Origin of the sequence: Halorubrum sp. Ea1 (genome assembly GCF_002252965.1) — an archaeon.
GTDB lineage: Archaea > Halobacteriota > Halobacteria > Halobacteriales > Haloferacaceae > Halorubrum.
Map to the genome: position 1 here is coordinate 106123 of NZ_NHPG01000022.1, position 19743 is coordinate 125865.

Below are 19743 nucleotides of genomic sequence, written 5' to 3' on the forward strand. Positions count from 1 at the left end.
GTCTCCTCGTCCGACGTCCCCTCGTCGGCCTCTCCGTTCCGTCCGCCCCGCTGATGGGCCACGTCGGCGTCTGAGGGGAACCGGTCGACGGCGTACTCGCCGGTGTCGATCCGCTCCGCGGGCTCGGAGTAGTCGCGGTCGGTCGTGGAGAAGTCCGGCCGGACCACCCCGTCGTCGGGGATCTCGGGTTCGTCCTCGGCGTCGACGGGGTCGGAGTCGGCATCGGAGCCGGAGTCGGAGGAATCCCCGCTCTGGGTGTCGCCGCGTTCGGCATCTCGGTCGGCGTCGGGGATCCCGGCGTCTCTCGCGGTCGCGGCGTCGTCGTCTCCGGTGTCGGCGTCGTTGCCAGCCCCGGCCCGTCCGGCACCGGCGGCCTCTTCGGCGTCTGCGACGTCCACCCCGTCGGCGTCGTCGTCGGGACCCGCCTCGACCGCCTCGTCGACGTCGCCCTCGAACCACTCGAAGCGGTCGCGGCGGTCCCGCTGGGTGGTGAGCGCCGACTGGAGCCGCTCCTGTAACGCCTCTCTGAGCTCGATCGCCTCGTCGAGCTCGAAGTCGACGGCGGCCGCCGACGTGCCGCTGAACGAGCTGCTCCCGGCGGTGTCGGCGACGATCGTCGCCACGTTCCACCGGCGCTGGAATATCGTCCGGCTGTCGATGACGGTCTGGATCCGGTAGTAGGGGACGACGGTCACCGTTCGGCTCCAGAACCCGTTGCGCGTGAGCAGGTGGTCGTCGCCGAGCCAGTAGCCTCGGTGCTTCCACTTCAGGTGCGCCGCCGGCGGCACCGCAAGCAGGAGGACGGCGGGGCCGTACCACGGGAGGTCCGGAGTCACGAACCAGTCGACGGCGAAGGCGACCCCGACGAGGACCGCGACGGCGATAACGTACCGGAAGACGTAGCGCCACCGGATCCGCTTCGGCGGCCGGGAGAACGTCGGCGTCCCGAACGACTCCACCTCGTGGGCGAGCCGGTAGACGCGGTCCGTCGTCGCGATGGGGACCGCCGCCTGACTCCCCCCGTCGCCGGACTGGCCGGGGGCGTAGCCAGCGGTCTCGATCGAGAGGCTCGCGTACCCGAGCACCCGCTTCGCCGGGTTGTCGGAGACCGTCAGCGTCTGGACCTTCTCGGTCGGGATCGAGCCGCTGTATCGCCGGAACAGGCCGCGCTCGTACCTGAGCTCGTCGCCGGCGCGCGAGAGGCGGAAACCGTAGTAGTTCGAGAACGCGACCCCCGCGCCGAGGATCCACGACACGAGGAACAGCCCGCCGACTGCGACGATGGCGGTCGCGGTGAGCGCGGTGGCGGACGCCTCGGGGATGAAGCCCGAGAGCACCGGGACCGATCCCGAGCTCAGAAAGACGAGCAGACCGATGAGCCGGCCGTCGAACGACAGTGCGCCGACCAGGGCGAGTTCTCCCGGCGAGATGGCGAACAGCTCCTCCTCCGCCGGACCGACGGCGTCGCGGTCGGCGCCGTCGGCGCTGCCCTCAGTCGCGCTCGCCTCGCCGGCCGACGAGCCGGACTTGCGGCGCTGGACCTCGCGGCGGAGCCGGGTCGCCTCCGCCGGCTTAACGAAGCGGATCGACCCCTCGGTGGAGGAGCCGCCGGCGGTCTCCAAGTCGACCGCGGCGATCCCGATCGCCCGCTGGATCACGCTCTGGCTCACGTCGACGTTCTGGATCCGGCGGTAGGGGATCTCCCGCTCGCGCCGCGAGATGACCCCGGAGGAAATGTCGAGGGTGTCCGCCGTGAGCTCGTAGTCGAAGCGCCGGTAGTAGGCGGTCTCGTACGCGAGCGCCGCGATGAGGATCGCGCCGCCGGCCGCCGCCGCCGCCGGGAGCCCCCAGTCGTTGCTGTTCGCGACGAAGAAGGCGACCACGACGAATCCCGACACCTTCTGGAGCGCGCGGTACGGGACCGACTGGGGCGCGAGCTTCACACCGCGTCCTCCCCGTCCGCGCGGATCGCCAGTCGCTTCAGCTCCTCGCGGAGGTCGCTCGCGCCGTCCGGCGTCAGTCCCGGAATCCGGACGTCCGCGCCGCGGGAGCCGGCCGTGTAGACGACGCAGGAGGCGAGCCCGACGCCGCGCTCGACCGGGCCGCGCCGGGAGTCTACGTGTTGGATCCGCACCAGCGGCACCGTCGTCCGGACCTGCGTGACCACGCCGCGGTCGAGGTACAGCGCGTCCTCGCGGATCTCGTAGCTCCACCGTCGGTACTTGAGCACGGCGTGGACCACGCCGAGCGCGAGGACGACGCCGCCGGCGGCGAAGGGCGCCCACATCGGGAGGCGGCCGATGTAGAACCCGCCGGCGAAGGGGAGAGAGAAGACCGCCGCGACGATCACCGCGCGGAGGATCCACACGATCCGAATCCGGGGATGCAGCGACTGTGCCGTCATCGAGGCTCCCCCGCCGCGTGTCCGCGTATCATACGCCGTCGTTGTCGGCGCCGACGTATAAGTCCGGGCGAAACGGGTCGCCATCAGGCCCCGGAGACGCCCGTGATAGTCCTCGCACTGAGGGCGCACTCGACGCATTTGAGAGGTACTCTCTACCGGGGTCAAGTATTGCCGAAACCGATATCACCCGGGCCCGAGTCGGGCCGAATATGGCGGACGATCCGTTCGAGAACATGCTGGCACAGATGGACCGCGCGGAGGAGTACGCCGACGTGGATCACGGCGTCTTCGAGCGGCTCAAACACCCCGAGCGGACGCTCAAAGTCACCCTCCCGGTCGAACTCGACTCGGGGGAGGTCGAGGTGTTCGAGGGGTACCGCTGCCAGTTCGACAGCGCGCGCGGGCCGTTCAAGGGCGGCGTCCGGTTCCATCCGACCGTCAGCCAGCGCGAGGTCGAGGCGCTCGCGGGGTGGATGACCTGGAAGACCGCGCTCGTCGACCTCCCGTACGGCGGCGCCAAGGGCGGCGTGATCTGCGAGCCGAAAGACCTCACCCAGAACGACTTGGAGAGCCTCACCCGTCGGTACACGGAGGGCATCCGGCGGATGATCGGCCCAGAGACCGACGTGCCCGCGCCGGACATGAACACGAACCCGCAGACGATGGCGTGGATGATGGACACCTACTCGATGTACGAGGGCCACTCCGTCCCGCAGGTCGTCACCGGCAAGCCGCTGGAGGTCGGCGGGACGCCCGGACGGGTCGAGGCCACGGGACGCGGCGTCTCCATCGTCACCGAGCGGCTCTTCGAGTACCTCGACCGCGACCTCTCGGAGGCGACCGTCGCGATCCAGGGGTTCGGCAACGTCGGGTCGAACGCGGCCCGGCTCCTCGACGAGGCCGGCGCCCGGATCGTCGCCACCTCCGACGTGACCGGCGCCGCCTACGACCCCGACGGGCTCGACGTGAGCGCGCTCGCCGCGCACGTGAGCGCCGGCGGGCTGATCGAGGAGTACGTGGCCGGCGATCTGCGGGCGACGCCGGACAGCGGGCGAGCGACCGACGGCGGCGAGCGCTGGGACGACCCCGACGCGATCGGCAACGACGAGCTGCTGAGGCTCGACGTCGACGTCCTGATCCCGGCCGCCGTCGAGGGCGTGATCACCGCCGACAACGTCGACTCCCTGCGCGCGTCGTCCATCGTCGAGGCCGCGAACGGGCCCACGACCGTCGCCGCCGACGAGGCGCTGACCGAGCGCGACGTGCAAGTGGTGCCGGACATCCTCGCGAACGCCGGCGGCGTCATCGTCTCGTACTTGGAGTGGGTCCAGAACGCTCAGGAGTTCTCGTGGCCGCTTGAGACGGTAAACGCGGAGCTCGAACGCCGCATCGGGACGGCGTTCGACCAGACGATCGACCAGTACGACGAGAAGGGGCTCCCGGACCTCCGGACCGCGGCGTACACCCTCGCGCTCGAACGCACGGCGAGCGCCCACGAGTACCGCGGTCTCTTCCCGTAGAGGGCCGGCGCCGCGGTCAGCGTCGTCGCGGTCGGCGCCGCCGTCGGTGGCCTCCCGGTCAGCGCCCCGGTCGGCGGCCTCTCGGGTGGCGCCGAGACTCCGAGTTCAGGCCCGCCGGAGCCGGTCCGCGCTCACGTCGACCGGCTCCGCGTAGTGGACGAGCGGCTCGCCCGCGGGGCGCTCGAAGCCGTTCGCCTCGAAGAGCGTGTTCTCTCGGAGATCGGCGGTTCCCTCTCGCAGCGTCCACGGCTCGTGGGCGATCTCGCCGCGGTAGAGGCGATTTCCGTCCGCGTAGAAGCGGTAGTTCTCAAGGAGGAACGCCGCGAGCGACCCCGGCTCGGCCGCGAACGCCTCGCCCGCCGGACCGTAGGTGGCGTCGAAGCGGGCGTCCGGGACCCCCCGGTGCGTCCGACGGCTCCGGAACCGGACGGCCCCGTCGTCTCGACGGGTCGCGCTCATCTCGGCGCGGTAGTACGGCAGGGCGAACAGCCGCCGGGCGACCGCGACGCCGAGGCGGTCGTCGGCGTCGAGGTTGTAGAAATATACGCCGGGGCCGCTCGGCCCTTCGACGTACGTCCTGAGGTTGAGCTCCGGGAACGAGAGCCCGAAGGGGACGCCTCGCGGGCGGATGTCATCCATCACGAAGGCGACGACGCCGAGGTACGCGTCTCCGTCGTGCGTGGCGACCGTGAGCCGCTCGGGGAGCGTCTCGTCGACGACGGCCGGATCGACCGGCCAGTGGCAGAACAGCCCGTCGCGCCACGTCATCTCCAGCCAGCGGCGTCCGAACATGCGATCGGTAGGGACGCGAGGGGCAAAACCCGCACGACCGTCGAGGCGCGTTCCGGTTTCGGACGGGCGGTCCGAAGCGCGGTCGGATGCGTCCCCTCGCCGATCAGTCGCGCCGGTTCCCCGGATCGAGAGTGCGTCTGCTCCGTCGGGAGTCGCGTCGGTTCCGTCGGGAGTCGCGTCGGTTCCGTCGGGAATCGCGTCGGCTCCGTCGGGAATCGCGCCGGCTCCGTCTCCGACGGCGCCGCACACGGTCGTCGTCCCCGCCTGCGGGGGCTCAGGTACCGAGGTCGATCCCGTCGGGGGCGTCCTCGGCGTCCTTCCACTCGCCGAGTCCGGAGGGGTCGAGGTGAACGTGGACATCGCCGACGTCGTCCAGGTCGCGGAGGCCGGTGACGAGCGCCGTCTCGACCTCGTGGGCCTCGCGGAGCGTCATCCCGCCGTCGACCTCGACGTGGACCTCGACCTCTAGATCGGTCCCGTCGTAATACACCGTCAAGTCGTGGACGCCTTCGACGGCCGGGTGCTCGCGGAGCGCCTCGGTCACCCGCTCGCGGTCCCCGGCCGGGGGCGCCGCGCCGACGAGGTAGGTGACGTTCTCGCGGCCGATCTCGACGCCCTGGTAGACGACGAGGACGCTGACCAGCGCGCCGGCGACCGGGTCGAGGACGGGGAACCCGAGCAGGGCGCCGAACACGCCGAACAGCGCCGCGACGGTGGTGTAGATGTCGTTGAGACAGTCGGCCGCGAGCGCGGTCAGCGCCGTCGACCCGAGGGTCGCGTTGACGCGCTCCGTGTACCGGTAGAGGAGGTACATGTCGATCAGCGCGAACAGCAGCGCCGCGACGAGGATCGGGCTGGCCGTGATATCCGGCGATCCGAGGAACTCCGAGACGGACTCCCGCAGCAGCAGCACGCCGAGCAGGACGATGACCGCACCGACGAACAGCGCCGTCAGCGGCTCGATCCGCTGGTGGCCGTGCGGGTGCGTCTCGTCGGCGGCGTCGTACCGGGAGCCCCCCCAAACGAACACGACCGCGCTGGCGACGAGGTCGGCGACCGAGTGCGCGGCGTCGGCGAGGAGCGCGACGCTGCCGAAGGCCAGTCCGGTCGCGCCGACGACCGCGATCTTCAGCGCGTTGCCGAAGATGTTCACCCCTGCGGCCCGCTGGAAGCGGGCCTTCTCGCCGTCACCCCAGGGGCGCCACATACGTTCGGGTCGTCGCCGGCCGTTCTTAAGAGCCTCGCCGCGTCGCCCGGCGGGTCACTTCCTCCGGGGGCACGGACGGAGTGCGGGGGTGCCGCGAGCGCGCCGCGAGTCCGCGGACGGCCAGAGCGCCGAGACCGCCGGCGGCCGACGCGTCGGGCCCGAGCGGAGCCGATCGCCCCCCGTCGTAACGACTAAGAACGAAACGCTCCTCGGTACCGGTAATGAATCACGAGTTTTTCGCCCGGGGTGGTCTCCGTGGGCGTCGAGATTAAGGAAACGGAGGTGAGCGACGAGGACTTCGAGGAGATGATGGGGTTTGTGAGGGATTACCTCGCGGCCAGCGTCGAGAGCGAGGAGGACGGCGGGCGGATGCGCTGGTACCCCTGGCACTCCGCGGAGTACCGGTTCAACCACATCGTCAACGTCGTCGACCTCGCGACCGAGATAGCCGAGGCGGAGGGCGCCGACGTCGACGTGGTCCGCGTGGCCGCGGTGTTCCACGACGTCGCGAAGCTTGAGGCGGAACAGGACGTGCACGCCGAGGCCGGCGCGCGGGTCGCCCGAGAGTATCTCCAGAGCCGCGGCAACTACCCCGAGTCGTTCATCGAGGAGGTGTGCGGGGCGGTCGTCGACCACTCGTACACGGGCGATCTGGCGGACGTGCCGCTGGAGAGTCGGTGTCTGATCGAGGCCGACGTGCTGGACAAGGTCGGCGCCAACGGCGCCGTGCTGATGCTGCTGCGGATGGGGTACGAGTCCCGCACGCACATGGACGCCGCGAAGATGGTCGACCGGGTCCTCCAGCGCGCCCACGACCACACCGAGCGCGTCGTCTCCGACAGCGCCGAGAGCATCGCCCACCAGCGCATCAAGCGCGTGAAGTGGCTGAAAGAGTGGCTCGAAGAGGAGGTCACGCGGATGGACGTCGAAGGCGTTACCGAACGCTGACCGCCGGACCCCTCGTTCGCGGGCCACCTATCCCCCGAGAGGTCGTTCCCGGTCAGCCCCGGCTTCGCTCCAGGCTCACCCCTCGACGTCGACCCGCGGGAGCATCGCCTCCAGATATCGACGGGCGCCGCGACGGGTGTCGTCGGTCCAGTCCCGGTCGGCGGTCGTCGCCCAGCGGAGCATTCCCCCGGTCGCGAGCGTCTGAAGCGTCGAGGCCACCTCGATGGGGGGTATCGCGGACGCGTCGCCGCGCGGATCGGTCGAATCGTCCCCGTCGCGGTCGGCGTCGACGTCGGTGCCGCCGTCGATCTCCGCCGCCGCCTCGCGGACGGTCCGTTCGAGGAACGCCTCGAACACGCGGTCGCTGCGGTCGAAGTGGTCGCGGTAGGCGCCGTCGCTGGCGGCCTGCGCTCGGAGCTCGACGATGACGGTCAGGAACTGCGCGTCCGGCGCGTGCTCGTCGTCGACGGAGCCGGGATCGGTCGTCGCCGAGAGGTAGATGTCGAGCCGTTCGTGGGGCGTCAAGTCGAACTCGCCCGCCGACACCGACGCCTCGAACCCGTCGAGCAGGAACCCGAGGAGATCGACGAGCAGCTCGTCTTTCCCGTCGTAGTGGTGATAGACGAGCGACGGGCTCTTGTCGAACTCCTCGCCGATCCGGCTGATCGTGAGATCGGCGTACCCGTGCTCGCAGAGCGCGCGGAACGCCGCCCCCAAGATGGCCTGGCGAGTGTCGGCGGGCTCCGCGAACGGGTCGTGCATGGTGAGTCCATCGCGGCCACGCACAAAACGCTCCTGATTGAACGTTCATTCAACACGCTTAACACGGGAGCGACCCACACGACCGTATGACTCGACGCGACGCGTCCGGCGGTCGGTCCCCGATTCGGCGCCCCCACGCGGTCGATGGGAGAAACGGCGGAGGCGAGAGATGAGCCGGCCAGCGCGGGCGGGCGCGCTCGCTCTCGCGGTCGTCGCCGTCACGGCCCTCGTCGGCGCCGCCGCGTTCGCCGGGGCCGCGGCGCCGGTCGGACAGGCCTCCACGGCCGGGCAGGACGTCGACGGCGCGCGGACCGCCGCGGTCGGTCCGACGGCGGACGGCGGTATCGCCGCGCAGACGACGGAGCGCCAGATCCGCGGCTCGCCCGCCCTCGATCTGTTCGCCTCCCAGCGGACGGTGCCGAGCGGCGCGGAATCGACGGTGACGCTGGACGTCCTCAACACCGGCGAGATGGAGTTCGGCAACCAGCTCGACCCGCGGGTGACGACGGCGCGCGGACTCACGCTCTCGGTCGACGACGGCGACGTGCCGATCGAGGTCGGCGACGGCCGGACGGTCGTCGGCGACGTGCGGACCGACGCGAGCCCCGTGCAGGTCCCGCTCGAGGTGACGGTCCCCGACGACGTGCCGGACGGCTCCTACGAGGTCGAGGTGACGGCCCGCTACCGGTACACCTTCGAGGTCATCCCCGAGTTCAACGACCACAAGGACCGGCGCGGTACCGACCGGTTCGACGTCACGATCGTCGTCGACGACGGCGCGCGCTTCGCGATCGTCGAGACCGGCACCGAGGCGCAGGTCGGCGGGGGCGGCGAGGTCACCGCAACCATGCGGAACGTCGGCGACGAGGTCGCTCGCGACGCGGTCGTCACCGGAACGACGACCGGGAGCGAGGCCGTCATCGGAAGCGACGGGAGCGCCGAGTCGTTCGTCGGCGACTGGGCGCCCGGCGAGAACCGAACGGTGACGTTCGAGTCGACGGTCTCGCCCGACTTCGGCGGCGGGGCGTACGCGCTCGTCTCCACCGTCGACTACCGCGACGCGGACGGGATCGACGAGACCTCTCCCGCGTCCCGGGCCGGCGTGGTGCCGATCTCCGAGCAGTCGTTCTCGATCGACGGCGTGGAGGGGAGCCTGGAGGTCGGCTACTCCGGGAGCGTCAGCGGGACGCTCACCAACGAGGGGCCGCTCGACGTCGACGACGCGGTGCTCGTCGCCGACCCGCAGAGCGACCGGGTGACGGTCGGCGAGCGGCGGTACGCCCTCCCGGAGATCCCGGCGGGCGAGTCCGTCGACTTCTCGTTCGACGCCCAGGTGAGCGGGAGCGCCGACCCCGGCCCCCGGCAGTTCCGGTTCACCACCGAGTACACGAACGGCGACTCGGCCATCGCGGTCGAGGAGACCCGGCGGATCGAGGTCGCGCCGCGGCAGCCCGAGTTCGAGCTCGCCGCCGACAACGCGACCGTCCCGGCGGGCGAAACCCGGCGGATCACCTTCGAGATCACGAATCAGCGCCCGGAGACGCTCTCGTCGATCAACGCCGGGCTGTACGCCGACAGCCCGCTGTCGGCCCCCGACGACGAGGCGTTCGTCGACGAGCTGGCGCCCGGCGAGTCGACCGAGATTGCCTTCGACGTGGCGGCCGCGCCCGGGGCGACCGTCGAGACCCACCCGATCGAGCTGGACTTCCGCTACGACGACGAGCGCGGTAACGACCGGATATCGGACGTCACCCAGTACCCCGTCGAGGTGACCGAACCGACCGACGACGGCGGGCTCCCACTCCTACCGCTCGCCGTCGGCCTCCTCGTCGTGGTCGCCGGCGCGGGAGCGCTCGTCCGGTACCGGCGGCGGTGACCGGATGGGCGACACCAATGCCCGCGCGTCTCCGAGCGACCGGGGGGTCCTGAGTCGACGGAGGCGACGGTGACCGCGGCCGACCGGCTCGTCGAGCGGGTCGACGAGCTCGTCACGGAGCGACCGGTGGCGGTGATCGCCGTCTTCCTCCTGATCAGCGTCGTCGCCGTCGGCGGGGTGGGGGGGATCACCACCTCGGCCGGCGCCGACCAGTTCACGCAGGACATCCCCGCCCAGCGCGCGCTCGACGACATCGACGAGGAGTTCGAGACGTCGATCGGCGGGTCGGCGACGTCGGCGCAGGTGATCGTCACCGACGACAACGTGCTCTCGCGATCGGCGCTGATACGGGTCCTAGAGACTCAGGAGCGGCTGGAGTCGCGGTCGACCCTGAGAGTGAGCTCGACGACGAGCCACGCCGACGCGGTCGCCCGACGGTTGGACCCGACCGCGGAGACGCCGGGCGAGCGCCGCGACGCGGTCGCGGAGGCGACGCCGAGCGAGCTGCGGACGGCCATCGCCGACGCCGACGCGTCCGGCGCCGTCGCGGCGCAGGTGTCTGTCGACTACAACCCGACAGCCCAGCGAGCCGGGGCCGCCATCGTCGGTGTCACCTACGACCTGCCCGAGGCGGCCACGACGGCCCGAGTGACAGAGCTACAGACGCGGAGCGTCGACGTGGTCGACTCGGTGCCGGGCAACGAGGCCGGCGAGAACGCGGTCCTCTTCGGCGACGGGATCCTCCAGTCGGAGGTCACGGCGCTGCTGACCGACACCGCGGTCATCGTGTTCCCCGCGGCGCTGCTCCTGATATTGGGCTTCCTCGTGTTCGCCTACCGCGACCCGATCGACATGGGGATCGGCCTCGCCGCCCTGCTCATGTCGCTCCTGTGGACCTTCGGGTTCATGGGATACGCGGGGATCCCCTTCTCCGACTCCCTTATTACCGTCTTCCCGCTGCTGCTCGCGGTCGGGATCGATTTCGGGATCCACATCGTCAACCGCTACCGGGAGGAGCGCGGCGAGGGGCTCTCGATCGCGGCGGCGATGCGGACCACGACCGATCAGCTGTTGATCGCCTTCCTGCTGGTCACGATCACCACGGTGTTCGGGCTCGCCTCGAACCTCGTGAGTCCCTTCGAGCCTAACCGGGACTTCGGGCTCGTCGCCGCGGCGGGGATCACGTTCACGCTCACGGTGTTCGGCGTCTTTCTCCCGGCGACGAAGGTGGTGGTCGACCGCTGGCGCGAGCGGCTGCCGATCCCGGCGTTCGGCACGACGCCGCTCGGGTCGGGCGGCTCGCGGCTCGGGCGCGTGCTCCGCGTCGGGGTCGACCTCTCGAAGGTCGCGCCCGTGGCGGTCGTCGCCGTCCTGCTCGTCGGCGGCGCGGTCGGGGGCGCGTACGGGACCGGCGTGAACACCGAGTTCTCGGAGGAGGCGTTCTTCCCAGACGAGGACCGGCTGGAGACGTACTCGAACCTGCCGGAGCCGCTCGCGCCGACCGACTACACCTTCCTCCGGGTGCTCACGCTGTTCGAGGAGGAGTTCGAGCAGAGCTTCGTCGGGAGCGTGACCCTGTACGTCGACCAGTCCGTGCGCGACGACGACGCCCTGGAGCTGATCGACCGGACAACGCGCGATCCGCCGGACGCCTTCGAGACGACCGACGAGCGCCGGGCCGCCTCCACGAGCGTCGTGACCGTCATCGAGGACCGGGCGGCGCGCGATCCAGAGTTCGGCGCGCTCGTGGACCGCAACGACCGGCTCGGGACGGGCGTCCCCGACCGCAACGTCGACGAGGTGTACGACGCGCTGCTCGACTCGCCCGACCGGGACCGGGCGCGCGGGTACCTCGCCGCCGACCGCGGGAGCGCGCGGATAGATTACACGATCCGCCCCGGCGCCGACGACTCGGAAGCGGTGGCCGGCGTCCGGGCGCTCGCGGAGCGCACTCCCTTGCAGGCGGTTCCGACGGGCGACCTCGTCGTCAACGAGGCCGTGATCGACCGGCTGACCGAGTCCGCGATCCGGAGCCTGATCGCCGCGTTCGTGCTCACGGCCGTGTTCCTCGCGCTCTCTTACGCCTACTTGGAGGGGAAGGCCGTGTACGGCCTGCTCAACCTCGTGCCCGTCCTCGTCACGGTCGGCCTGCTCGTGGGTTCGATGCGGCTGTTCGACATCCCCTTGACGCCGATCAACGCGCCGATCCTCTCGGTCTCGATCGGACTCGGCGTGGACTACACCGTCCACTTCGTTCACCGGTTCGTCGACGAGTTCAAGGCCGGAAACGCGGTCGAGGACGCGCTCGACATCACAATCGCGGGCACGGGCGGCGCGCTCACCGGGAGCATGCTCACGACCGTCTGCGGGCTCGGCGTCCTGTGGCTCGCCGTGATCCCGCTCCTGCGGGACTTCGGCGTGCTGCTCGCGCTCGGCGTGCTGTACGCGTACCTCTGTTCGATCCTGCTCGTCCCGTCGCTGGTGGTCGTCTGGAGCCGGTACGGCGACCGCGTCGGTCTCGGGCTCGACGGGACCCTCCGCGACGAGCCGACGGAGCGGGCCGACTAGTCGGTCGACTCTGCTCCGGCGACGTCGTCGCCGCCGACGTCGGTGCCCTCGCCCGTCGCCCGCTCGGCGCCGTCGACGCGCTCGGGGGCCTCGTCGCCCGCCCGCCGCGACTGGACCTTCCCGGCGAGCACCGCGACGATGTACACGCCGACGGCGACGAGAACGATCGTGCCACCGGCGGTCGTGTTGTAGTTGAACGACAGCGTGATCCCGGCGACCACGGCGATCTGCGCCAGTACGACCGACGCGAGCAGCGCCTCGCGGAAGCCGCGTGCGAGCTGGGCGGCGGCCGCGACGGGGACGACGAGCATCGCCGCGACGAGGATGACGCCCATGATCTGCATCGCGCCGACGACGACGAGGGCGGTCAGGGTCGTCATCAGGCGGTTGTACCAGGGGACGTTGATCCCGGCGACGCGGGCGGCCGTCTCGTCGAACGTGACGTACAGCAGCTGCTTGTACGTGACCGTGACGACCAGCGAGACGATCGCGAAGAGCACGACCAGCAGGACCGCGTTCTCCCGCGAGACCGTCGAGAGGTTCCCGAACAGGTACTGGTTGATCCCGACCGCGAGCCCGCCGGTGTTCAGGCTGATGAGGACCGCGCCGAGCGCGAACCCGGTCGAGAGCACGATCGCCATCGACACGTCGTTGTACGCGTCGGTGGTCTCGGCGATCAGCTCGATCGCCAGGGCGGCGATCACGGCGACGACGATCGCGGTGACGTACGGCGAGATCCCGGTCCCGAGCAGCGAGTTGACGAACAGCCCGACGGCGACGCCCGCGAACGCGGTGTGGGCGAGCGCGTCGCCGATGAGCGCGAGCTGCCGGTGGACGAGGAAGGTGCCGATCAGCGGCGCCATCACGGCGATGAGCGCGCCGACGAGGAACGCGTGGTGCATGAAGACGTACTCCAGCATCGCGATCCCGAGCCGGTCGCCGACCCAGCCGAGCCCGTCGCTCCACAGGCCGACGAGCCGCGAGAGGAGGTCGTACGGCGCGGAGAGGAGCGGGACGACGGCGGCGGGCGACGCCGCCGACGCGACGGCCGCGGAACCGGCGGGGGTCACGTGACGATCCCCCCTTCCTCGCGGCGGACGTTCGTCCCGTACGCGCGGTCGAGCGCGTCGCTCTCGGCGAACGCGGTCGGCTCGCCGTCGAAGTACACCTCGCGGTTGAGACAGACGACCCGCGAGGCGTGCTCGATGACGGCGCCGATGTCGTGTTCGACGAGGAGGACGGTGATCCCGTCGTCGACGAGCTCGTCGAGCAGGTCGAAGAAGGCGTCGACCGACTCGGCGTCGACGCCGACGGTGGGCTCGTCCAGGACGAGCAGTTCGGCCTCGCCGGCGAGCGCCCGCGCGATGTACGTCCGCTGGCGCTGCCCGCCCGAGAGCGCGGTGATCTTCCGGTCGGCGAGGTGTTCGATGCCGACCGTCGCCAGGGCGTCGCGGACGCGGTCGCGGTCGGCGGCGGTCACCCGGCCGAAGCCGGCGTGCGGGAACCGCCCCATGAGGACGACTTCGCTCACGGTGATCGGCATGCGCTTCTCGTCTTCGGTCACGTCCTGCGCGACGTAGCCGACGCGCTCGCGCTCCGCGAACGCCCGGGCGGGGTGACCGAGCAGCTCGGCCGACCCCGCGTCGGGCTCGTGGAGGCCCAGAAGGAGGCGGAGCAGGGTGCTCTTCCCGGAGCCGTTCGGCCCGACGATCCCGACGTACTCGCCCCGGTCGACCCGCAGGTCCACGTCCTCGACGACCGGCGTCGCGGCGTAGCCGAACGTCAGCCCGCGGACGTCGACGAGGGGGGTGTCACCGCTCATGGCTCGAAGTTCCGGCCGTAGTCGGCGAACGTCACGTCCTCGGGGTCGTCGAGACCGAGGAGGATCCGGAAGGTGGGCAGGTTCACCTGACGGGCGATCTCGAAGTACCCCCACCCCCGCTCGACCCAGGACTCGGCGGTGCCGGCGTACGGCGTCACCGGGAAGTACGCCTCGACGTCGGTCTGCTCCAAGAGCTGTCTCGCCGGCCGGATCGGCTCGAACACGGCCGCGCCGATGTGTCGGATGTCGTTGGCGGCGATCGTGTCCTGCGCCCGCTGCATGTCGGCCGGCCGGACGTCGTTGCTGGCCGCGAGGTTCACCACCAGCGGCTCGATCGTCGCGCCGTAGCGCTCCGAGACGTAGGCGAAGGCGTTGTGTGCGGCGAGGAACGCCACGTCGCGCTCGGCGGCGTCGAAGACGGCCGTCCACTCCTCGTCGAGCGCGTCGAGCTCCGCGTCGATCGCGTCGGCGTTCTCGCGGATCGTCGCCTCGTCGTCGGGAGCGAGCGCCGCGAGCCCGTCCGCGATGTTCTCGACCGCGACCTTCGCGCGCTGGGGGTCGAGCCAGAAGTGCGGGTCCTTCGCGTCCTCGACCGCCTCGTCCTCGGTGAGCGAGTCGGCGAGGTCGAGCAGCTCGACCCCGGCGCGGGCGTTGATAAGCGCCGTCTCCGTCGTCTCCGCTTCCAGCGTGTCGATCGCGCGGTCGACCCACGGCTGGAAGTCGGGCCCGACGTGGACCAGGGCGTCGGCGTCGGTGATCCGCCGCTGGATCGACGGGTCCGGCTCCCAGCCGTGACCGTGGAGGCCCGTCGGCACGAGGTTCTCGACGTTCAGGACCGTCCCCTCGGCGAGCGTGTCGGCGAAGTCGTAGAACGTGAAGAAAGAGGCCACGACCGTGTACTCTCCGGCGTCGGCGCCCTCACCGTCGCTTCCGCCGCCGCCGTCTCCCGGATCGGCGGCGTTTCCCGTGCAGCCGGCGAGACCCCCCGCGAGGACGCCGGCGCCGATGCCGGCGAACCGCCGTCGAGAGAGGCCCGCGGCCTCGTTCGTGTCGGTGCGCATTACCAGCCGTTTGTCGGTGGGAACGTAATACGCTTTGGGTCTAAGAAAAAGATTAGACAAGTCTAACTCTAGCCGCGGACGGGAGAAGCGCCGACGGAGCGCCCCGACGCCGCCGATACGATTTAGTCGCCACACCGAGAGGACCCCCACGATGGCGGAGTCCTCCCTGCGCGAGCGGTTCGAGCGAAACGCGAGCGAGATCGCGGGCACGGTCGTGACGGGCGCGTGGCTGGCGGCGCTGTTCCTCGGCTTTGAGTGGTGGCTCCCGCTCATGCTGTTCGGCTACGTCGTCGTCGTGCCGGTGGTCGGGATGCTGTTCGACGGGGACGAGGAGGCGGAGCGGGCCGAGGGACCCGCGGTCGACCGGACCACGGAGAGCGACGCGGTCGACGAGGAGCCGGCGGGCACGCGGGACGCGCTCGACCGGCTCCGGAGCCGGTACGCCGAGGGCGACCTCACCGACGAGCAGTTCGAGCGGAAGCTCGACCGGCTCCTCGAGACGGAGACGCCGGAAGACGCCGCCGAGTACGTGCGTCGAGAGCGCTCCCGGGAACCGGCGCGCGAGGTCGAACGCGAGTAGGGGGACCGCGGCCGATCCGGACGCGAGCGTCGCCCGCAGGCCCCGAACGGCCCCCTCGTCCGCGAACCTCAAGGTTCAACTGCCGCGACCGAGTGAACGACGTATGAGCGATCAACAGCTCCGCAAGGAAGCGCACGACCTCGACGTCACCGTCTGGGTCGGGAAGAAGGGCGTCGACGCCGTCGTCGACGAGACGGCCGACCAGCTCGACGACGCCAAGCTCGTGAAGGTGAAGTTCCTCCGGGCGGCCCGAGGCGGGACCACGACCGACGAGCTCGCCGCGGAGCTGGCCGACGCCGTCGACGCCGAACTCGTAGAGACGCGAGGGAACACGGCGGTACTCCACTGATGAGCGCCGCGGGCGGTACGAGCGACGTCGTCGCCGTCGCGGGGACGCTGGAGCCGTTTTTGCGGCCGCTGACCGGGATCGTCATCGACGCCGCGATCTTCCTCGCCGTCGTTTTCGCGACGTACCTGCTGTATAAGGCGGTCATCGCGCCGCTCGTGCTGCGACTCTTCGACAGGCAGGGCCTCGACGAGCACGCGCGGCGACCGCTCCAGAAGATCGTCGCGTTCCTCGTGCTGTTCGCGGGCGTCACGGTCGCGTTCGGGGCGGCGGGATATCAGGGATTCCTCCGGTCGCTGGCGACGATCGCCGCGGCGGCGACGCTCGCCATCGGCTTCGCGCTTCAGGACGTGATCAAGAACTTCGTCGCGGGCGTGTTCATCTACACCGACAAGCCGTTCCGCATCGGCGACTGGATCGAGTGGCAGGGGAACTCGGGGGTCGTAGAGGACATCTCCTTTCGAGTCACCCGCGTCCGCACGTTCGACAACGAACTTCTCACGGTGCCGAACGCCGTGCTCACCGGCGACGTGGTGAAGAACCCGGTCGCGAAGAAGACGCTCCGGCTGAAGTTCGTCTTCGGGATCGACTACGAGGACGACGTCGAGAAGGCGACCGACATCATCGTCGAGGAGGCGGAGCGGAGCGACGCCATTCTCGACGACCCCGCCCCGTCGGTCCGACTGACGGAACTCGCCGACTCGTACGTCGGCCTGCAGTCGCGGATCTGGATCGACGACCCGTCGCGGGCGGACTTCGTGAAGGCGCGGGCCGACTACGTGAAGGCGGTGAAAAAGCGGTTCGACGAGGAGGACATCTCGATCCCGTTCCCGCAGCGCACCGTCTCCGGGCGGAACGAGTGGACGGACCCCTCGTCGTTCGGCGGGGCGGCGGAGGCCGGGATCGGCGGGGACTCGTAGCCCGCTCCTCCCGGCGACCGCGGCGACACCGATAGTAACGAACTTCAGGGTCCGGTAACTGGTTGTGTCCATGCACGTGGTCGTCATCGGGGCCGGCGAGGTCGGCACCAGCATCGCTGCGAGCCTCGCGTCGGACCACGAGGTCGTGGTCGTGGACGTCGACCCCGAGCGCGCGGAACAGCTGAAGTACGAGCTCGACGTCCTCACCATCGCCGGCGACGGGACGACCTCCGAGATCCAGACGGCGGCGGAGGTCGGCCGCGCGGACATGGTCATCGCCTGCACTGACAACGACCAGACGAACCTCGTCGCCTGCGGGGCCGCGAAGACGTTCGGGGAGCCGTTCACGATCGCCCGCGTGAAGAGCACCGAGTTCCTCCGGACGTGGGAGCGCAGCGACGGTGCGTTCGGCGTCGACTTCATGGTGTGTACGGACCTGCTGACCGCGGAGAACATCGTCCGCGTCATCGGCCTCCCGGCGGCGATCGACGTGGATCCGTTCGCGAGCGGGCTGGTCCAGATGGCCGAGTTCGAGATCGCCGAGGGGAGCCCCGTGGCGGGACAGACGGTCTCGGAGGCGGACCGCTTCGAGTCGCTCACGTTCGTGGGGCTGTTCCGCGACGGCGAGATGATCATGCCGCGCGGCGACACCGACATCGGAGTCGGTGACCGCGCGGTGGTGATCGGAAGCCCCGAGAGCGTCCAGGCGTTCGCGACCGACGTCGCCCCGGAGACGACGCCCGGCCGCGCCGACGAGATCGTCGTCGTCGGCGGGAGCGAGATCGGGTATCAGACGGCCAGGCTCCTCGAGAAGCGCGACTTCAGGCCGCGGCTGATAGAACAGGACCCCGACCGCGCGCGCTGGCTCGCCGAGAACCTCCCGAACACGGTCGTCATGGAACACGACGCGACCGACACGGAGTTCCTCGCGCGCGAGCACGTCGACGAGGCCGACATCGTCGTCACCGCCCTCCGCTCCGACGAGAAGAACCTCCTCATCTCCGTGCTCGCCAAGCGACTCGGCGTCGACCGCGTGATCGCCGTCGTCGACAGCCCGGACTACGTCACCGTCTTCGAGGAGATCGGAATCGACATCGCGATCAACCCCCGAACCGTGACCGCCGAGGAGATCACGCGGTTCACCTACGAGAGCGTCGCGGAGAACATCGCCGTGCTGGAGAACGACCAGGCGGAGGTCCTCGAGCTCGAGCTCACCGAGGGGTGCGGACTCGTCGGACGGCCGATCTCGGAGATCGTCGCCGACACGGACGCCCGGTTCGTCATCGGCGCGATCACCCGGGGACGCGAGCTCGTCACGCCGCGGGGCGACACAGTGCTTCGGGCGGGCGACCACGTCATCCTGTTCGTGGAGTCCGACTCGGTGAGCGCGATCACCTCGATGGCGTGAGCTCGCCGTGAGCGCCGCAATCCGAGTCGGTTGGCGAGCGAGCGTCGGACTCACGGGCGACGTCCTCGCCGCCCTTCCGGTCCCGCTGGCGTTCCCGCTTTTGATCGGACTCTACTACGGCGAGTCGCCGCTGCCGTTCCTCGCGGCGATCGCCGTCTCGCTCGCGCTCGGCGCGGCGTTCCGGTCGGTGCAAGACCCGGAGGAGAACCTCGGGCCGCGCGAGGCGTTCCTCGCGGTGGCGATGATCTGGTTCCTCGTCGCCGCGGTCGGCGCGATCCCCTTCGTGGTCGCGGGCGTCGGGACCGTCGCGCATCCCGTAAACGCCATGTTCGAGTCGATGAGCGGGCTGACGACGACGGGGGCGACGGTCCTCCGCGACTTCTCGATCCACTCCCGGTCCGTCATGATGTGGCGGCAGGTGATCCAGTGGCTCGGCGGGCTCGGCATCCTCATCCTGGCGACCGCGGTGCTCTCCGAGCTCGGCGTCGGCGGGGCACAGCTCATGGAGACGGAGTCACAGACCCAAGACGTCAACAAGCTCACGCCGAAGATCTCGCAGACTGCACAGCTCATCTGGGGGATCTACTTCGGGCTCACGGGGCTCGCGGTCGCCGTCTACTACTCGCTCGGTCTCGCCGTCGACCCCCGGATGGACCTGTACAACGCGGTCGCACACGCGTTCACGTCGGTCGCGACCGCCGGGTTCTCGCCGGAGCCGCTGAGCGTCGGGGCGTTCCACCCGCTCATCCAGTGGGCGGTCGTCCCGTTCATGGTGATCGGGTCGACCAGCTTCGTCCTCATCTACTTCGCCATCAACGGCGAGCCGATGCGCCTTTTAAAGAACGAGGAATTTCACTTCTACCTCGGCGCGATGGGGACGCTGGCGTCGATCGTCGCCTTCAGCCTGTTCCTCGATCCGGGAACCGCCTTCGGCGCCGAGGCGACGATCCGCCACGCCGTCTTCAACGTCGCGTCCATCGTGACGACGACGGGGTACGCGAGCACCGACTACGTGCTGTGGGCGCCCGCGGCGAAGCACATGCTGTTCATGGGGATGTTCATCGGCGGGATGGTCGGGTCGACCACCTGCTCGATCAAGTCGCTGCGGTGGCTGGTCGCGCTGAAGACGTTCAAACGAAATCTCTTCACCGCCGTCCACCCGGAGGCGGTGCGACCGGTCCGGATCTCCGGGAAGTCGATCGACGAGGGCGCGATCCGCGACATCTACGCGTACCTCCTGTTGAGCATCGTGATCTTCTTCCTGCTCGCGATCGTCATCGTCGTCGACGCGGAGCGGGCGAACCTCAGGATCGACGAGTTCGAGGCGCTCGGCGCCGCGGCGACGACGTTCCTCAACATCGGCCCGGCGTTCGGCGACGCGGGCCCGTACGGGACGTTTGCCTCCTTCCCGATAAGCACCCGCGCCGTGATGATCGTCCTGATGTGGATCGGCCGGATCGAGATCATCCCCGTGCTCGTGCTGTTCACGAAGGCGTTCTGGACGTCATGACGGGCACGCATTCGGGCGT

17 protein-coding genes are annotated in these 19743 nt (G+C 70.2%); 9 read left to right on the forward strand and 8 right to left on the reverse strand.

Annotated features, from left to right (window positions below):
* Both DJ73_RS03155 and DJ73_RS03160 read right to left on the reverse strand, forming a co-directional pair.
* On the reverse strand, window positions 1–1943 hold a 1943-nt coding region (locus tag DJ73_RS03155), incomplete at its 3' end, for a PH domain-containing protein (RefSeq protein WP_254921578.1).
* Window positions 1940–2404, reverse strand: coding sequence for a PH domain-containing protein (locus DJ73_RS03160; RefSeq protein WP_094557269.1), 465 nt, complete (start codon window positions 2402–2404; stop codon window positions 1940–1942). The genes DJ73_RS03155 and DJ73_RS03160, both read right to left, overlap by 4 nt.
* Window positions 2405–2613: 209 nt before the next feature.
* Between DJ73_RS03160 and DJ73_RS03165 the strand changes: the two genes are divergently transcribed.
* Window positions 2614–3924, forward strand: a complete 1311-nt coding sequence (locus tag DJ73_RS03165; protein ID WP_094523073.1) for a Glu/Leu/Phe/Val dehydrogenase — start codon at window positions 2614–2616, stop codon at window positions 3922–3924.
* Between the two features lie 105 nt (window positions 3925–4029).
* Here DJ73_RS03165 and DJ73_RS03170 read toward each other — a convergent pair whose 3' ends face one another.
* Entirely contained in the window at window positions 4030–4716 is a 687-nt protein-coding gene (locus tag DJ73_RS03170) for a YqjF family protein (RefSeq protein WP_094557270.1), read from the reverse strand.
* Between the two features lie 274 nt (window positions 4717–4990).
* Window positions 4991–5923 (reverse strand): cation diffusion facilitator family transporter, encoded by a 933-nt coding sequence (locus tag DJ73_RS03175; RefSeq protein ID WP_094527709.1) that lies wholly within the window; start codon window positions 5921–5923, stop codon window positions 4991–4993.
* A 246-nt stretch (window positions 5924–6169) separates the two neighbouring features.
* Between DJ73_RS03175 and DJ73_RS03180 the strand changes: the two genes are divergently transcribed.
* Window positions 6170–6871, forward strand: a complete 702-nt coding sequence (locus DJ73_RS03180) for an HD domain-containing protein (RefSeq protein ID WP_094523067.1) — start codon at window positions 6170–6172, stop codon at window positions 6869–6871.
* 75 nt (window positions 6872–6946) lie between these two features.
* On the opposite strand, the gene DJ73_RS03185 is transcribed toward DJ73_RS03180, so the two are convergent.
* Entirely contained in the window at window positions 6947–7633 is a 687-nt protein-coding gene (locus DJ73_RS03185) for a TetR/AcrR family transcriptional regulator (protein ID WP_094523065.1), read from the reverse strand.
* Window positions 7634–7802: 169 nt separating this feature from the next.
* Between DJ73_RS03185 and DJ73_RS03190 the strand changes: the two genes are divergently transcribed.
* Window positions 7803–9509: a COG1361 S-layer family protein gene (locus DJ73_RS03190; protein WP_094557271.1), complete on the forward strand. Its 1707-nt coding sequence runs from the start codon at window positions 7803–7805 to the stop codon at window positions 9507–9509.
* Window positions 9510–9578: 69 nt separating this feature from the next.
* On the forward strand, window positions 9579–12077 hold the full coding sequence (locus DJ73_RS03195; RefSeq protein ID WP_094557272.1) for an RND family transporter: 2499 nt from the start codon (window positions 9579–9581) through the stop codon (window positions 12075–12077).
* On the opposite strand, the gene DJ73_RS03200 is transcribed toward DJ73_RS03195, so the two are convergent.
* The 3 genes from DJ73_RS03200 to DJ73_RS03210 are packed head-to-tail and all read right to left on the reverse strand — an operon-like array spanning window position 12074 to window position 14960.
* Window positions 12074–13147, reverse strand: coding sequence for a metal ABC transporter permease (locus tag DJ73_RS03200; RefSeq protein ID WP_094557273.1), 1074 nt, complete (start codon window positions 13145–13147; stop codon window positions 12074–12076). The two genes, DJ73_RS03195 and DJ73_RS03200, sit on opposite strands and share 4 nt — an antisense overlap.
* Window positions 13144–13899: a metal ABC transporter ATP-binding protein gene (locus DJ73_RS03205; RefSeq protein ID WP_094557274.1), complete on the reverse strand. Its 756-nt coding sequence runs from the start codon at window positions 13897–13899 to the stop codon at window positions 13144–13146. Before DJ73_RS03205 ends, DJ73_RS03200 begins: the two co-directional genes overlap by 4 nt.
* The gene (locus tag DJ73_RS03210) at window positions 13896–14960 is read right to left on the reverse strand and encodes a metal ABC transporter substrate-binding protein (protein ID WP_094557275.1); all 1065 of its coding nucleotides are present in this window, start codon (window positions 14958–14960) and stop codon (window positions 13896–13898) included. Before DJ73_RS03210 ends, DJ73_RS03205 begins: the two co-directional genes overlap by 4 nt.
* 151 nt (window positions 14961–15111) lie before the next feature.
* Between DJ73_RS03210 and DJ73_RS03215 the strand changes: the two genes are divergently transcribed.
* From DJ73_RS03215 to DJ73_RS03235, 5 genes are all read left to right on the forward strand, one after another.
* Window positions 15112–15540: an SHOCT domain-containing protein gene (locus tag DJ73_RS03215; RefSeq protein ID WP_094523053.1), complete on the forward strand. Its 429-nt coding sequence runs from the start codon at window positions 15112–15114 to the stop codon at window positions 15538–15540.
* Between the two features lie 103 nt (window positions 15541–15643).
* Entirely contained in the window at window positions 15644–15889 is a 246-nt protein-coding gene (locus tag DJ73_RS03220) for a YhbY family RNA-binding protein (protein ID WP_094523051.1), read from the forward strand.
* The gene (locus DJ73_RS03225) at window positions 15889–16806 is read left to right on the forward strand and encodes a mechanosensitive ion channel family protein (protein WP_094557276.1); all 918 of its coding nucleotides are present in this window, start codon (window positions 15889–15891) and stop codon (window positions 16804–16806) included. The genes DJ73_RS03220 and DJ73_RS03225 overlap by 1 nt, the downstream gene beginning before the upstream one ends.
* Window positions 16807–16876: 70 nt before the next feature.
* Window positions 16877–18214: a Trk system potassium transporter TrkA gene (trkA, locus tag DJ73_RS03230; RefSeq protein ID WP_094523047.1), complete on the forward strand. Its 1338-nt coding sequence runs from the start codon at window positions 16877–16879 to the stop codon at window positions 18212–18214.
* 7 nt (window positions 18215–18221) lie between these two features.
* Window positions 18222–19724 (forward strand): TrkH family potassium uptake protein, encoded by a 1503-nt coding sequence (locus DJ73_RS03235; RefSeq protein ID WP_094523045.1) that lies wholly within the window; start codon window positions 18222–18224, stop codon window positions 19722–19724.
* Window positions 19725–19743 lie beyond the last annotated feature (19 nt).